Origin of the sequence: Gemmatimonas sp., from assembly GCF_044376735.1 — a bacterium.
Lineage (GTDB): Bacteria > Gemmatimonadota > Gemmatimonadetes > Gemmatimonadales > Gemmatimonadaceae > Gemmatimonas.
Map to the genome: position 1 here is coordinate 1 of NZ_JBILKJ010000066.1, position 14,613 is coordinate 14,613.

The following is a 14,613-nucleotide window of genomic DNA, read 5'->3' on the forward strand; positions in this document are numbered from 1 at the left end:
CTCGTCGTAGCGGCGACCCGAGGCCCGCACGGGCGCTTCGCGACGTTCAGCAAAGCCGTAATACGAATCGAGCCCGTGCGCATGCAGGATGCCGAAGGCCGTGTGGCAGCCGCTGCAGCAGAACTGCTGGTCGGCGTACTCGTCCAGCAATCCGTCGGGCACCGGCAGGCTGCAATGGGCGCACAGCGTATCGGCACCGACGGTGGTCGGCATGACGGCGGTACTCATGGCATGACTCCCACGTGATGCATCGAAAAGCGTCCGGAAATCGACAGCAGTCCCATGACGAGCACCAGCGTGGCGCTCAGCATCGGCAGTCGTTGGCGCAGGGGACCGAATAGGCGCTGGGTACCGAGTCCGACAGCGAGCAGCGCCGGAACGGTCCCGAGCCAGAACACGGCCATCGTGAGCACGCCGGCGCGGATACTGCCCGAGCCGCCCGCGGTCGCGACGAACACATACAGCCATCCGCAGGGGAGCATCGTGGTCAGCATACCGGTCAGCCAGGCGCGCGTGGCCATCGGCTGCTCACGGACGGCGTGGAGGACACGGCCTGTGGCACGCTGCCATGATTCGGGTGCACGCAGGGCGCCAAGTCGCACCCCACGCTGCGCGGCGATCGTGCTGATCGCCCAGCCGATCATCAGCGCGCCGGCGACCATCGCCGCCGCATGCTGCACGCCCGCCATCGCCCCCAGCGACGACACGCCGGCGCCGATGGCACCGGCGATCGCACCAAGCGTGAGGTACGAGGTGAGCCGTCCCACGTTGTACATCGTGTGGGCGCGGAGGGCGGCGGCATCGGTACCGCTGCCGGCGCCGGTGTAGAAGCAGACGAAGCCGCCGCACATGCCGGCGCAGTGCACACTGCCCACGAGGCTCGCCGCCAGAATACCCGTTGCGGTGCCGATCATGCCTAGCGCTCTCGGTGGGTGGCCCGCACGGCGGTGACGCGCGTGCTCGACATGAAATGCGACGTATCGCGCGTCGCGTTCACCCGCACCTCCCATTCGCCGGGCGTGTTGATCGGCAGGGAGGCCGTGTACACGCCGGCGCCCTCGTCGCGGAGCGTCGCGGTGGTCAGGTCGTTGGCGCGTGCGTTGAAGAGCACCGTCGCTGACACGTGCGCACCCTGAACCGGCTGCGCGGTTTCATCGTGGAGCACCACGCGCAGTCTCGTGGGCTGCCCTGCTACGATGGAGTCGGCGACGGTCTGCACGGTCCACCCGAGATCGCGGCTACGGCGTGTCTGCGCCATCGTGGAATCGTAGAATACGGCTTTCCGGTAATAGTCCGGCTCGACCGAAAACGCGGGATCGTTGTTCGCCACGCGCATCATCACGAGATTCGCGGCCACGGTGGCCCCGAGAATCGCCGTGATGCCAATGGGCCAGCCCATGCCCGCTTTCATCGAAATTTTCCGGTTGGAGCGTTGCCGACCGGGCCGAGCAGCCGGTAGTTGACCGACTCCAGATAGCGACGACCGTCGGTGACGCTGATCGTGATCATGCGCTCGCCATTCGTGAACCCGCGGCGCGGGAGGAGAACGAACAGGCTGGTGGTGCGGGTCGCGCCGGCATCGACCCTGAGCGGATTCTCCGGCGCCACGATCGTGATCTCGTCGGGGCGCAGTCCCGCCTCGGTGAGCCCGTCAAGCGTGACCGTGTACGGCATCGCCTCACTGCCGCGATTCGTGATCTTGATGCGGATCTGATTGGAGACACGTCCGTCGGCTTCTTCCGTGAACGGGCCCTCGAGGCCGCCGCGCAGCACGGTGAGGTCGGCCGATTCCTTCAGGACGAGCGCGGTGATCAGCCCGCCGATCAGGATCGTGAGCAGGACAGGATAGAGGATCGTGCGCATCCGCAGCAGATGCCGCGGTTTGCCGGCGATCGCATCCTGCGATGAGTAGCGGATGAGCCCCGTGGGTTTGCCGATCTTCGTCATGATGTCGTCGCAGGCATCGATGCACTGCGTGCAGTGCACGCACTCCATCTGCAAGCCGTTGCGGATGTCGATGCCGGTGGGACAGGTCTGTACGCAGGCGCCGCAATCGATGCAGTCGCCCGCGTGCAGATCACGTGCGTGGCCAGCGTGTTCGCGCGGCTCGCCACGCACGTAGTCGTACGCCACGATCACCGACTGGCGATCGATCAGCGCCGCCTGCCAGCGGCCGTACGGGCATACGATGAGACAGGTCTGCTCGCGGAAGTAGGTGAAGTTGAACCACACCAACCCCGTGAACAGCACGACGAAGAAGAACGCCGTCGGATGCTCCGCCGGCGGGTTGGACATCCAGTCGTACAGCTGCTCGGTGCCCACGAAGAACGCGAGCAGCGTATGCGACACGAACAGTGCCAGGGCGAAGAACGTGAGGTACTTCGCGATGCGCCGTGGGGTGAACCACGCGCCCTGCTTGTCGAGGTTCCGCGACCCGGTGTACCCACCGTCGAACCAGCGACCGATGGGACGGAAGAGGAATTCGAGATAGACGGTTTGTGGACAGGCCCAACCACACCACGCGCGCCCGAAGAGCGCGGTGACGAGGAAGATCCCGATCACGCCGCTGCCCATGACGAGCATGAGCAACAGCGTATCGGTGGGGAGGAACGTGTAGCCCATCAGGGTGAACTGACGGTGCGGCAAATCCATGAGAAAGACGGGTTTGCCGAACACGCGCAGGTGCGGGGCCGCGAAGAACACGGCCATCAGCAGATAGGCGACGACCTGTCGCTTCCTCCACCACGCGCCGTGCGAGGGCTTGGGGCGGATCCAGCGACGCGTTCCGTCTTCGTTGAGCGTTGGCAGCACGCGCCCCGACGGCGGTCTTCCAACGCCCGATGATGCGGTGGCGCTCACGGGGTCACCAGCGCTCCCTGCGGGGCCTTCGGGTTTGCCGGATTCGATCCCTGCAGTGACGCCACGTAGGCGACGACCTGCTCGACCTCCTCGGGCTTGAGCATCGTACCCCAGGCCGGCATGCCCTTTTCGAGCACGCCATTCATGACGGTCTTGTAGATGTCGGTGATCTGTCCGCCGTGAATCCACGCGTTGTCGGTGAGATTCGGGCCGATCAGACCGCCGCCATCCATGCGATGGCACGAGGTGCAGTACTTGTTGTACACCTCTTCGCCTTCGTGCAGCTCCTCCTTGTCCTTCACCATCGCGAGCAGCTTGTCGGCGGACACGTCCCCGCTGGGGGCGGGATGCGCGGTGGCGAAGGCCTTCATATCGTCTTCGTAGTCCGCGATGCGCCCCTTCCCATTGCCGACGGGGCCGACGTTGAAGAGATAGATCACCGAGAAGATGATCGTGGCGGCAAAGGTGAGCAGCCACCAGCGCGGCATGGGGTTGTCGTATTCCTGGATCCCGTCGTACGAATGTTCGATAAGACGGTCCTGCTTGGTGGCCTTGTCCTTGTCGTCTTGATTGGACATGGGTCAGCGCTCCTGGGTGCGGGGCGTGATCACACGATCTTCCTCGAGCGGCAGCAGCGACGCTTCATACAGTTCGCGGCTGCGTGAGGGAAGAAAGGTGCGGATCGTGATGGCGACAAACACGCCAAGAAAGAGCACCAACGCGATCTCGGCGTAGTTCGAGAGATCGGCGTAGCTCATGATGTCGGAGAGCTTCATTGGGCCCCCTTGGCAGCCGTCGCCTGCACCTTGATATCACGACCGAGGCGCTGCATGTAGGCGACCATCGCCACGATCTGCTTGTCCTCGAGACCCTGCGGTCCGCCCTGCTCGACGATGGCGGCGGCAATCGTCTTCGCCTGGGCGCGGGCCATGGCGGGCGCCTTGTTGATCGCATCACCGTACGGCACACCGACCATCGCCATCGCATCGACCCGCGACTGGATCTGCTCGAAGTCGATGGACTTGGTCAGGAAGTGCGCGTAGGCCGGCATGATCGACTTGGCGGTGACGGCGCGCGGATTCTCGAAGTGGCGCACATGCCAGAGATCGGGATACTTGCCGCCCTCACGGGCCAGGTCGGGACCGATGCGACGCGAACCCCAGAGGAATGGATGCTCGTACACCGACTCGCCCGGCTTCGAGTATTCGCCGAAGCGTTCGGTCTCGTACCGGAACGGGCGCACCATCTGCGAGTGGCAATTGAAGCAGCCCTCGGCGATGTACATGTCACGACCGGCCAGTTCGAGCGGCGTGTACGGTTTCACCGACGCGATCGTGGGCACGTTCGACTTGATCAGGAACGTAGGCAGGATCTCGAACAGCGAGGCCACGACGACGGCGAGGATCGTGAGCGCCGTGAAGAGCATCGGCGCGCGTTCCCATGCGCGGTGCCACTGCACCTGGTTGAAGCGCGCCCAGAGTCCGTTGGCTGGCACGACCGGATGGTCGTCCACGTACGTCGGCGAGAGCGGGGCCGCTTCGATCACGGGCACCTCGTAGCGCGCCGGACGACGCTTCCACGTCATCAGGATGTTCCAGCCGAACACGAACATGCCGACGATATAGAACGATCCGCCGACCACGCGCATCCAGTACATCGGCATCAGCTTGAGCACCGTCTCCACAAAGTCCGGATACGCGAGGCGCCCTGTCGCGTCGAACGCGCGCCACATGAGCCCCTGCGTGACACCGGCGCTGTAGATCGCGACCACGTACAGTACGATGCCCACGGAGCCGATCCAGAAGTGCAGCTCCATCGCCTTCTTGCTGTAGATCTCGGTCTGGAAGAGCCGCGGCAGCAGCCAGTACACCATGCCGAACGTCATGAACCCGTTCCAGCCGAGGGCGCCCGTGTGTACGTGGGCGATGATCCAGTCGGTGTAGTGGGCCAGCGCGTTGACACTCTTGATCGAGAGCATCGGGCCCTCGAAGGTGGACATCCCGTAGGCGGTGATGCCGACGACGAAGAACTTGAGGATGGGATCCGACGCCACCTTGTGCCACGCGCCGCGCAAGGTGAGCAAGCCGTTGATCATACCGCCCCACGATGGCGCCCACAGCATGACGGAGAAGAGCATGCCGACGGTGCTCGCCCACTCGGGAAGCGCGGTGTAGTGGAGGTGGTGCGGACCGGCCCAGATGTACATGAACACCAGCGACCAGAAGTGCAGGATGGACAGCTTGTAGCTGAACACCGGCCCCTCGGCGGCCTTGGGCATGAAGTAGTACATCAGGCCGAGGAACGGCGTGGTCAGGAAGAAGGCCACGGCGTTGTGCCCGTACCACCACTGCATGAACGCGTCCTGGACTCCGGCGTAGATGCTGTAGCTCTTGAACAGCCCGGCCGGCATGGACAGGTTGTTGAAGATGTGCAGAATGGCGACCGTCACGATCGACGCGATGTAGAACCACAGCGCGACGTAGATGTGCCGCTCGCGGCGCCGGATCAGTGTGCCGAAGAAGTTCACGGCGAACACGACCCACACGACGGCAATGGCGATGTCGATCGGCCATTCGAGTTCGGCGTACTCCTTGGCCTGCGTAAAGCCCATCGGCAGCGTCAGGGCGGCGCTCACGATGATGGCCTGCCAGCCCCAGAAGTGGAATCGGCTCAGCCCGTCGGAGAACATGCGCGCCTTCAACAGCCGCTGCGTGGAGTAGTAGCAGCCCGTGAAGAAGGCATTGCCGGCGAAGGCGAAGATGACCGCATTGGTGTGCAACGGGCGCAGGCGCCCGAAGGACAGCCACTCAAGGTTGGTATTGAAGATCGGGTTGGCGAGCTGCAACGCGATGATCAGTCCGACGAGCATGCCCACGACGCCCCAGATGAGCGTGGCGAACAGGAACTTGCGCACGATGTCGTCATCGTACGAGAATCGGTCGAGCGTGGCGACCGACACGCGCGGGAGGGCCGCAGAGCCCGCGCTCGGTGCGAGAGTCATTTGGTACCTTGGTCGATACGTGAAAGGGGGCGCATGGGGGGCCAGTCTAGGCAGCGACGCGGCGCGCGCCCGTCAGGCGCACGACGGCATCGTGTCGGGGATTTCCCGATGCTCGACCGCCCCCGCGTATCCGGCGCCTGCCGTGCGTGCCGATTCGCTATACTTCTGCGCCATGAGCCAACACGCGGATTCCCCCCTCCCGCCCAGCCGGCGTGCCTTTTTCCTCGCCGCCGCCCAGCTTGGCGTGGCCTCGTTCGGCGTGGCCTCGTTCGGCGTGGCCTCGCTGGCGACCGTCGTCACAGCGAAGGCCCTGACCGCGCAGCCGTCGCCCAAGGCGTCGCTGCCGCCGATGACCGTCTACAAGGACCCGAACTGCGGCTGCTGCACGGAATGGGTGAGCCACGTGCGGAAGGCCGGGTTCGTGGTCACGGTCCGCGATACGGCCGATATGTCGACCGTGAAGGCGTCGTTCGGGGTGCCCGCGGCCCTCGAGTCGTGCCATACGGCGCGGGTCGGCAGCTACGCCATTGAAGGGCATGTGCCAGCCGACCTGATCCAGCGGTTGCTGCGCGAGCAGCCGGTGGCGCGTGGCCTGGCCGTGCCGGGCATGCCGATGGGCTCACCGGGCATGGAGCAGGGCGCGCAAAAGGACGCCTACGACGTGGTCCTCTTCGACAAGGCCGGCAAGACCCGGATATTCGCGTCGCGTTGATGGAGACCGACACGGACACCGCGGTCGTGGAACGCTCGGCGTGGCCCCTGCAGGTGCGGCACGCGCGCGACGAGGACGTGGCCGAGATTGTGGCTCTCAACAACATGTTCGCCCCCGATGGACTCACGCTGTACCGCAGCGAGGCGTTCGTCGTGAGCCATCTGCAGGACTACCAGGTGGTCCGTGGCGCCGACGGCACGCTGCGGGGACAGGTCGCCCTCGACGAGTACTCGCCGTCCCTGGTGGAGCTGGTGTCCCTCGCCGTGGCCCCCGATGCGCAGGGACAGGGGCTGGGTCAGCGGCTGATCACCGCTGCCGAGAAGCTGGCGCGGGAACGCGGATACCCCGAACTGTTCGCCATTTCGCTGGCGGAGCCGCTGTTCTTACGTATGGGGTTTCACGAATCCACGATCCTGCGCTATCCGGAGAAGATCGCGCGTTACCGGGCGATCTCGCGTTCCGAGTTGTCGATCGGCCGGAAGTTCTGCTTTGCGAAGACGCTGACCCGATTCCCGACGGTGGGGTAACTGGGACCGAGGGGCCGGCGGGCGGCCACGATCGCCGTCCGGGCCGCTGCGCTTTGCACCTTACGGGGCGGTCCCGCTGCGAGTGCCGGGAGGACGCGGATCTCGAACAGGGCGTGTCGTAGGGCCGCCACGCGCGGCAGATGCGCCAGCAGCGTTTCGTCGTCAACCCAGCAGAGGGTCTCGCCTTGGCCATCGGCGGCATACGTGGACAGGGCAATCGGCACGACCGGCACGCCGGTACGTACCGCGGCTTCCACCAGCGAGGACCGGAACGGCAGGACGTGTCGACCGGTTGTGGTGGTGCCTTCGGGGAAGAGCACGACCCGCGTGCCACGCTGCAACGAGTCGCTCAGCACCCCGATAGCGCGCAACAGGTCGCGCTTGCGGCGTCGGTCGATCCAGACGACCCCCAACGCCTCACCCAGGGCCCCCACCAGCGGCCAGTCGCGCACGTCATCCTTGGCCACGAAGGTGCAGTCGCCCTGCGCCACCAAGGCTACGATGTCGATCCAGGAGAGATGGTTCGACACCAGCAGCGCCGGCCCTGGCGGCAGTTGCCCGGTGGTGCGCACCTCGATCCGCAGCAGCGCCAGCACGCCGCGACAGAGCCAGCGTACGAGGACACGGACCATCGTGTACCGAAGAGCGTGGCCGGGCGAACGCATCAGTCGAAGAGCGACGCGTAGCTCCGGGCGTCCATGTCCTGCACGTCCAGCAGCACCAGAAAGTCGGTGGTGCCGAAGGCGTGGTCGAGCGCGGGCGCTCCGCATACTCTGGCGCCGAGCGACAGATAGCCCTCGAACAGCGGGGGCAACCCCGCCGTGAGGGATGTCGCGTCGACCTGGGGACGGACGCGGCCGTCGTCCGGGAGCGCCCGTGCGGCGGGACGTGGACGCACGAGAATGCGGTCGTGCAGGGCCTGCCGCGCGTGCAGCGCCCGCCACGCTTCGACGGCCGGCTGCTCGGCGACGCCGTCCAGCGAGCAGCAGCCGAACAGGTATCGCTTGTCGTTCCACTGCAGATAGCGCGCGATGCCCTTCCACAGCAGCCGGAGCACGCGGCCGGAGCGGTGGGCCGGGTCGACGCACGCCCGCCCGATCTCGACGGCGCCGGCCAGCACCTTGCCCGGCACGGCGCCCAGTTCGAACAGCGTGGCGCTGTAGAACCCATGACGCGTGGCGGCCATGACGGCCGTTTGCAGGCGATAGGTGCCGACCACCGCACCGGAGCTCCGCTCGCAGATCATGAGGTGGTGGAACCAGGGATCCCGTTCATCGGCTTCGCGCGATCCTACGCTTGACGAGGCCAGTCCTTCCCCCAGTTCCTCGCAGAACACGCGGTAGCGCAGCGCCTGCACCGCGTGGAGATCCTGCCTGGACCACGCGAAGCGCAAGTCGTACTTGCCGCTTTCGACAATGCCGGGCGGAATGCTGTCCACGTGATGCGGGAAGACGTCGGCCTCGAGCGAGGCGATCGCCGCCTCGTGCTCGTTGACGGGCATGCGGAACGGAGAGGTCGACGCGTCGAAAGCGCGAGCGAGCATGAGGCCTCCATGGGTCGGTGGCGTCCGACGCCGGATGCTCGGACGGCTCAACCTGAGGTGTGCTCGTACCGAATCGATGGGTGAATGACCACGGAATCGTCACCGCCCGGCAACGGTACGCCCGCGCTGCACTGGCCCCGACGCGCCACCGGGGTCAGCTTTCCCCACCATGTCCCCACCGTTTGTCGACTCCTCGCTGCCGAAGCGGATTGATCGCTGGCGCAGCCCCGCGCTCGGCCTGGAAATGCCGATCGTGTCGTATGGATGGCGTGGTCAGCCCATCCTGCTCTTCCCCACGGCGGCCGCCGACTTCCTCGAGAATGAGCGCTTCTGGTTGATCAAGGCGATCGAGCCACTGCTCATGCAGGGACGCATCCGCGTCTTCTCGATCGACAGCATCAACAAGCTCGCGTGGATGGATCGCAGCCTGCCCGTGCCGGAAGCCGGCCGACGTCAGGCGCTGTATTCGCGCTACATCGAAGACGAGGTCGTGCCCTATATCCGCCACGTGTGTGGCGACGGGCAAGCGCGTGCCATCACCACCGGCGCGAGCTTCGGCTGCTTCCACGCGGCGAATGCGCTGTTCCGTCGCCCCGATCTGTTCGGGGGGCTGATCGGCATGAGCGGCTTCTACGATTTGTCGCCCAGCTACTTCAACGGATATAGCGACGACAACTGCTACTTCAACAACCCGATGTGGTACGTCGCGAACATGGAAGGTGGTCCGCTCGAGATGCTGCGGCATCACACCCGGATCGTGATGGTGGCCGGACAAGGCGCGTACGAAAAGCCGGAGGCGACGCGCGCGTTCCACGACCTGCTCGATCGCAAGCAGATCGGACACACCTTCGACCTGTGGGGGCATGACGTGAACCACGACTGGCCGTGGTGGCGCAAGATGCTGCCGCATTATCTGGAGCGAATCGGATGCTGATGAACAACCGTCGTGCGTTTTGGGTCGCGGGTTTTGGGTTGGCGATGGGCATGCCCGCCGCGGCCACAGCGCAGGCGGCGGCGAAGACGCCGGCCGCGGCCGCGATCAAGGAGGCGTCGCTCGACGCCCGCATCGCCTATGTGCGACGACTGCTGCGCAACACGCCGCTGGTGGACGGGCACAACGATTTGCCGTGGGCCATGCGCGAAGCGGCGAAAGATCCGCTCGACGTCGTGGCGTACGATCTCCGCCGCACGACGGCCGGCATGACGGATATCGCGCGCTTACGCAAAGGCATGGTGGGCGGACAGTTCTGGTCGGTGTACATCCCCGGTGAAGTGCGCGACTCGGGCTACGCGCGCATTCAGCTGGAGCAAATCGACATCGCCAAGCGCGTGATCGCGCGCTATCCCGACGTGTTCGTGCCCGCGTTCACGGCGGCCGATGTGCGCAAGGCGTATGCGCAGGGCAAGATCGGCTCCCTGCTGGGTATGGAAGGTGGACACGCGATCGAGAACTCGCTGGGCGCGCTGCGCTCGTACTACGAATTGGGCGCGCGCTACATGACGCTCACGCACAACGTGACGCTGGACTGGGCCGACGCCGCGAACGATGTGCCGCGCAACAACGGTCTCACCGCGTTCGGCAAGGAAGTGGTGCGCGAGATGAACCGGCTCGGCATGATCGTCGACCTGGCGCATACGTCGCCCGCCGTGATGAGTCAGGCGCTGTCGGTCACGGAAGCGCCGGTGATCTGGTCGCACGCTGCCGCGCGCGGTATCACCGATGTGCCGCGGAATGTGCCCGATTCGATCCTGGCCCGCCTGCCGAAGAACGGCGGTGTGGTGATGATGACGTTCGTGCCGGGTTTCGTGTCGCAGACGGTGGCGAACTACGGCGCGCAGGTCACGGCCGTGCGCGATTCGATCGCCAAGCGCTTCCCGAATGACAACGACGCGCAGTTCAAGGCGGTGGCGGCGTGGCGTGAAACACATCCCACGCCGATCGCGACGATTGCCGACGTGGCCGATCATCTGGATCACATCAAGAAGATCGCCGGCGCCTCCCACGTGGGGATCGGCGGTGATTTCGACGGCATCACGGAAACCGTGCAGGGGCTCGAAGACGTCTCGACGTATCCGACGCTGTTCGCCGAGTTGCTGAAGCGCGGCTGGACCGACACGGAGCTCAAAGGCCTCGCCGGCGAGAATGTGCTGCGCGTGTTGAGGGGTGCCGAAACGGTGTCGGCGCGGCTGCGCACATCGCGTCCCGCATCCACGAAGACCATCCAACAACTCGACGGACGCCGCCCATGAGCCTTGATCGCCGCAACTTCCTGAAGCATTCTGCGCTGCTGGGTGGCGCGGTGGGTCTGGGTTTACCCACGGCCGCGCACGCCTTCACCGCCGACGGTGTGCGCCCGTTGGTGTATCGCCCGGAAACGGGCACGGCGCAGCCCAAGCCGCTGCGCATTCTCATTCTAGGCGGCACGGGATTCATCGGGCCGAATCAGGTGGAGTACGCGCTGGCGCGGAAGCATAAGCTCACGCTGTTCAATCGTGGCAAGACGAACGCCGCGCTGTTTCCGGAGGTCCCGCGTATCATCGGCGATCGCAACGTGGCCGGTGGTCACGATGGGCTGAAGACGGGCACGTGGGACGTTGTGATCGACAACCCCACGCGGAATCCCCTGTGGGTGCGTGGCGCCGGTGAAGCGCTCAAGGGACGCGTGGGCCAGTACATCTTCGTGTCGACGATCTCGGTGTTCAGCGACAACTCGATCATCGGCATGGACGAGAGTGGTCCGCTGCATAAGCCGGGTGACGCGTCGGTGTGGGCCAGCAACGATGGTGCGCATTACGGGCCCAACAAAGTGCAGTGCGAGCTCGATGCGAAGGCGCAGTTCGGCGAGGACAAGGTCACGATCGTGCGCCCGGGTTTGATCGTCGGTCCCGGCGATCTGAGTGATCGCTTCTCGTACTGGCCGGTGCGCATCGACAAGGGCGGAGAGATCCTCGCGCCGGGCACGCCCAACGATGCGGTGCAGTACATCGACGCCGAAGATCTGGGGCAGTGGATGGTGCGTATGGCCGAGAACCACACCATCGGGACGTTCAACGCGACGGGCCCGAAGTCGCCGACGAACATTGCCGAGATGCTGTACGGCATCAAGGCCGTGACCAGCAGCGATGCGCATTTCACCTGGGTGGCCGCCGATTTCCTGGCGGAGAATCAGGTGCGCGCGTGGAGTGATATGCCGGTGTGGATGCCGCCCACCGGGCGCACCGCTGGCTTCATGGCGGTGAACTGCAACAAGGCGTTCGCCGCCGGGCTCACGGTGCGTCCGCTGGCCGATACCGCGAAGCACACGCTCGACTGGTACAAGACGCGTCCGGCCGCCGAGCAGGAGAAGGCGCGGGCCGGGCTCGCGCCGGAGAAGGAGAAGGCGGTGTTGGCGGCGTGGCACGCCAAGGTGGGGAAGTGAGCGTAGCACCGTTGGCTACGCCCACGCGTGTGCTGGTGCTGGGCGGTACGGGATACATCGGTCCGCATCTGGTGGAACATGCACTGGCGCGCGGTCACACGGTCACGCTGTTCAACCGTGGCAAGACCAAGCCTGGATTGTTTCCGAAGGCCGAGCAGCTGATCGGCGATCGCAACGATCCGAACGGACACGAGGCGCTCACGGGGCGCACGTGGGATGTCGTGTACGATTTGCCGACGACGAATCCGCAGTGGATCGTGAACGCGGCGGCGGCGCTCAAGGGACGTGTGGCGCAGTACGTGTACGTGAGCAGCACGGCGGCATATAGAGATTTCACGCGCTCGTTCCCCGACGAAACGCACCCGACACAGGATCCGGCGCCGATCAGTGGCCCCGACGCGGCGGCTGCGCCGTACGGCAACAAGAAAGTGCGGTGCGAGCAGTTGGTGCAGGAGGCGTTCGGCGCCGGTGCCACGGTGGTTCGTCCAGGGTTGATTGTGGGTCCCGGTGATCTCACCGATCGCTTCACCTATTGGCCGGTGCGCATCGAGAAGGGCGGCGAGATTCTGGCACCGGGTACGCTCGACGATCCGGCGCAGTGGATCGACGTGCGCGATCTCACCGAGTGGATGGTGCGATTGGGCGAGAGTCGCACCGGTGGCGTGTTCAACGCGGTGGGTCCGCGCACACGGTGTGGCATCGGCGAACTGTTGTACGGCATCAAGGCCTGCTTCAACAACGATGCGCGGTTTACGTGGGTCCCCACGACGTTTCTCACCGCGCAGAAGGTGCGATCGTGGGCCGACATGCCCGTGTGGTCGTTCACCGGCGCGAGCACGGTGGCGTTCTGCACCAGTGTGATCGAGAAGGCGCTGGCGGCCGGGCTCACCTTCCGTCCGTTGGCGACCACGGTGCGCGATGCGCTCACGTGGTATCACGCACGACCGGCGGCCGAGCAGGAGAAGCTGCGTGCCGGCATCACGCCGGAGCGTGAGCGGGAAGTGCTCGCCGCGTGGCATGCCCAGCAATCCGGAGCCAAGTGATCCGTCGCGTCATGGCGAAGCTGGTGACGGTGGAGGAAGGCGAGTGGCGGGCGACGCTGCTCGCGTTTTCCTTCTTCTTTTTTTTGTTGGCCAGCTATTTCATTCTGCGCAGTATCCGTGATGCGATCGGCGTGGCCGCAGGGACGGCGAAGCTCCCATGGCTGTTCACGGGGACGCTGGTCGCGACGTTGCTGGCGAATCCGCTCTACGCGGCGATCGTGTCGCGCCTCCCGGTGCGACGCTTCATCCCGATCGTGTATCGGGTGTTTTCCGCGCTCCTACTGATCTTCGCCTACGCGGTGTACAGCACCGGGCCGGCGGAGGAGAAGTACCTGGGCCCGGCGTTCTGGATCTTCATCAGTGTGTTCGGTCTGTTCGTGCCTTCGGTGTTCTGGGGCTTCATGGCGGACACCTTCTACAGCAATCAAGGGAAACGGCTGTACGGCTTCATTGGGGTGGGCGGAACACTGGGCGGGATGTTCGGCTCGAAGTTCACGTCACTGATGGCGACGCAGGTCGGCACCCCGATCTTGATGCTGACGTCGGTATTGCTGCTGGAGTGTGGGGTGCAGGTGCTTCGACGGTTCCCGCCGAGCTTTCGCGCCGAAACGCGCGATCGCGAGGAGGCGAAGCAATCGGTCGGCGGTGGGTCGTTGGCTGGCATCACGCACGTACTCCGGTCGCCGTATCTGCTTGGCATTTGCCTGTTCATGCTGCTGTTCACGATCGGCACCACGGTGTTGTACTTCCAGCAGGCTGAGATCGTGGGTGCCAAGTTTGCCGATCGCGAATCGCGCACGGCATTTCTGGCGAATCTCGACTTCTATGTGCAGCTGCTGACGGTGCTGGCGCAGTTTTTCATATCGGGTCGCGTCATCAAGTGGATCGGCGTCGGCCTGACGCTGGCGATCCTGCCGATGGTCAGTGTGATCGGCTTCGGTGCGCTCGGTGTGTGGCCGTCGCTGTCGTTGTTCGTGGCATTTACGGTGATCCGTCGGGCCGGCAACTACGCCTTCGCGAACCCGGGGCGCGAGGTGCTGTTCTCGGTGATTCCAGCCGAGGACAAGTACAAAGCCAAGAACTTCATCGACACGTTCGCGTATCGCAGCGGCGACCAGATCGGGGCGTGGAGCTACTCTGCGATGTCCGCCGCTGGACTCGCGGTGAGTTCGATCGCCCTGATTGCCGCGCCGATGAGCGCGGTGTGGCTGGTTGTGGCACTCTGGCTGGGGCGGCGGCACACGGTGCTGTCGAAAGCGGAGTCGGCATAGCGGCCTCGCGAACAGCCGGACCGCGGATTCTCGCGGATGGCCGCGGATTGAACAGCCAGAGACGTTGAAGGGTGTGCGCCGCGATCGTCGTCGCACCGGGCAGATCAATCCGCGGGTATTCGTATCGATCCGCGGTGAGGTTGTTCGTTTCACTTCCTACGGCGGCACCATCGGTACGACGCGGTCGTACGTCCAGGCGCTGCCGACGCGGAGCCGGGGTTCGCCGGCGGAGTCGGCA

At 65.3% G+C, this 14,613-nt stretch carries 16 protein-coding genes; 7 read left to right on the forward strand and 9 right to left on the reverse strand.

The window, feature by feature from the left end:
• The 7 genes from ACIRA7_RS10275 to ccoN form a co-directional block, all read right to left on the reverse strand.
• Window positions 1–228 (reverse strand): heavy metal translocating P-type ATPase metal-binding domain-containing protein (locus tag ACIRA7_RS10275; RefSeq protein WP_396220750.1); only part of this gene is annotated, 228 nt, incomplete at its 3' end.
• The gene (locus tag ACIRA7_RS10280; RefSeq protein ID WP_396220751.1) at window positions 225–914 is read right to left on the reverse strand and encodes a sulfite exporter TauE/SafE family protein; all 690 of its coding nucleotides are present in this window, start codon (window positions 912–914) and stop codon (window positions 225–227) included. The genes ACIRA7_RS10280 and ACIRA7_RS10275, both read right to left, overlap by 4 nt.
• A 2-nt stretch (window positions 915–916) precedes the next feature.
• Window positions 917–1,399: a FixH family protein gene (locus ACIRA7_RS10285; RefSeq protein WP_396220752.1), complete on the reverse strand. Its 483-nt coding sequence runs from the start codon at window positions 1,397–1,399 to the stop codon at window positions 917–919.
• Between the two features lie 8 nt (window positions 1,400–1,407).
• Window positions 1,408–2,811, reverse strand: coding sequence for a cytochrome c oxidase accessory protein CcoG (gene ccoG / locus ACIRA7_RS10290; RefSeq protein WP_396220753.1), 1,404 nt, complete (start codon window positions 2,809–2,811; stop codon window positions 1,408–1,410).
• Between the two features lie 44 nt (window positions 2,812–2,855).
• The gene (locus tag ACIRA7_RS10295; RefSeq protein WP_396220754.1) at window positions 2,856–3,437 is read right to left on the reverse strand and encodes a cbb3-type cytochrome c oxidase N-terminal domain-containing protein; all 582 of its coding nucleotides are present in this window, start codon (window positions 3,435–3,437) and stop codon (window positions 2,856–2,858) included.
• A 3-nt stretch (window positions 3,438–3,440) separates the two neighbouring features.
• A complete protein-coding gene (locus ACIRA7_RS10300; protein WP_396220755.1) occupies window positions 3,441–3,635 on the reverse strand; it encodes a cbb3-type cytochrome oxidase subunit 3 in 195 nt (64 codons plus the stop codon).
• Window positions 3,632–5,860: a cytochrome-c oxidase, cbb3-type subunit I gene (ccoN, locus tag ACIRA7_RS10305; protein ID WP_396220756.1), complete on the reverse strand. Its 2,229-nt coding sequence runs from the start codon at window positions 5,858–5,860 to the stop codon at window positions 3,632–3,634. Before ccoN ends, ACIRA7_RS10300 begins: the two co-directional genes overlap by 4 nt.
• A 172-nt stretch (window positions 5,861–6,032) precedes the next feature.
• Between ccoN and ACIRA7_RS10310 the strand changes: the two genes are divergently transcribed.
• On the forward strand, window positions 6,033–6,572 hold the full coding sequence (locus ACIRA7_RS10310) for a DUF411 domain-containing protein (RefSeq protein WP_396220757.1): 540 nt from the start codon (window positions 6,033–6,035) through the stop codon (window positions 6,570–6,572).
• Window positions 6,572–7,099 (forward strand): GNAT family N-acetyltransferase, encoded by a 528-nt coding sequence (locus tag ACIRA7_RS10315; protein WP_396220758.1) that lies wholly within the window; start codon window positions 6,572–6,574, stop codon window positions 7,097–7,099. Before ACIRA7_RS10310 ends, ACIRA7_RS10315 begins: the two co-directional genes overlap by 1 nt.
• Here the strand turns inward: ACIRA7_RS10315 and ACIRA7_RS10320 are convergent.
• Together ACIRA7_RS10320 and ACIRA7_RS10325 are read right to left on the reverse strand one after the other, a co-directional pair.
• The gene (locus ACIRA7_RS10320; RefSeq protein WP_396220759.1) at window positions 7,012–7,731 is read right to left on the reverse strand and encodes a lysophospholipid acyltransferase family protein; all 720 of its coding nucleotides are present in this window, start codon (window positions 7,729–7,731) and stop codon (window positions 7,012–7,014) included. The genes ACIRA7_RS10315 and ACIRA7_RS10320 overlap by 88 nt on opposite strands.
• A gap of 32 nt (window positions 7,732–7,763) precedes the next feature.
• Window positions 7,764–8,642, reverse strand: a complete 879-nt coding sequence (locus tag ACIRA7_RS10325; protein ID WP_396220760.1) for a GNAT family N-acetyltransferase — start codon at window positions 8,640–8,642, stop codon at window positions 7,764–7,766.
• Between the two features lie 169 nt (window positions 8,643–8,811).
• Between ACIRA7_RS10325 and ACIRA7_RS10330 the strand changes: the two genes are divergently transcribed.
• The 5 genes from ACIRA7_RS10330 to ACIRA7_RS10350 are packed head-to-tail and all read left to right on the forward strand — an operon-like array spanning window position 8,812 to window position 14,375.
• Window positions 8,812–9,576, forward strand: a complete 765-nt coding sequence (locus ACIRA7_RS10330) for an esterase family protein (RefSeq protein ID WP_396220761.1) — start codon at window positions 8,812–8,814, stop codon at window positions 9,574–9,576.
• Window positions 9,570–10,892, forward strand: coding sequence for a dipeptidase (locus ACIRA7_RS10335; protein WP_396220762.1), 1,323 nt, complete (start codon window positions 9,570–9,572; stop codon window positions 10,890–10,892). Before ACIRA7_RS10330 ends, ACIRA7_RS10335 begins: the two co-directional genes overlap by 7 nt.
• Window positions 10,889–12,061, forward strand: coding sequence for a twin-arginine translocation signal domain-containing protein (locus ACIRA7_RS10340; RefSeq protein ID WP_396220763.1), 1,173 nt, complete (start codon window positions 10,889–10,891; stop codon window positions 12,059–12,061). Before ACIRA7_RS10335 ends, ACIRA7_RS10340 begins: the two co-directional genes overlap by 4 nt.
• The gene (locus tag ACIRA7_RS10345) at window positions 12,058–13,104 is read left to right on the forward strand and encodes an NAD-dependent epimerase/dehydratase family protein (protein ID WP_396220764.1); all 1,047 of its coding nucleotides are present in this window, start codon (window positions 12,058–12,060) and stop codon (window positions 13,102–13,104) included. Before ACIRA7_RS10340 ends, ACIRA7_RS10345 begins: the two co-directional genes overlap by 4 nt.
• Window positions 13,101–14,375, forward strand: coding sequence for an NTP/NDP exchange transporter (locus ACIRA7_RS10350; protein WP_396220765.1), 1,275 nt, complete (start codon window positions 13,101–13,103; stop codon window positions 14,373–14,375). Before ACIRA7_RS10345 ends, ACIRA7_RS10350 begins: the two co-directional genes overlap by 4 nt.
• Window positions 14,376–14,613: the final 238 nt, after the last annotated feature.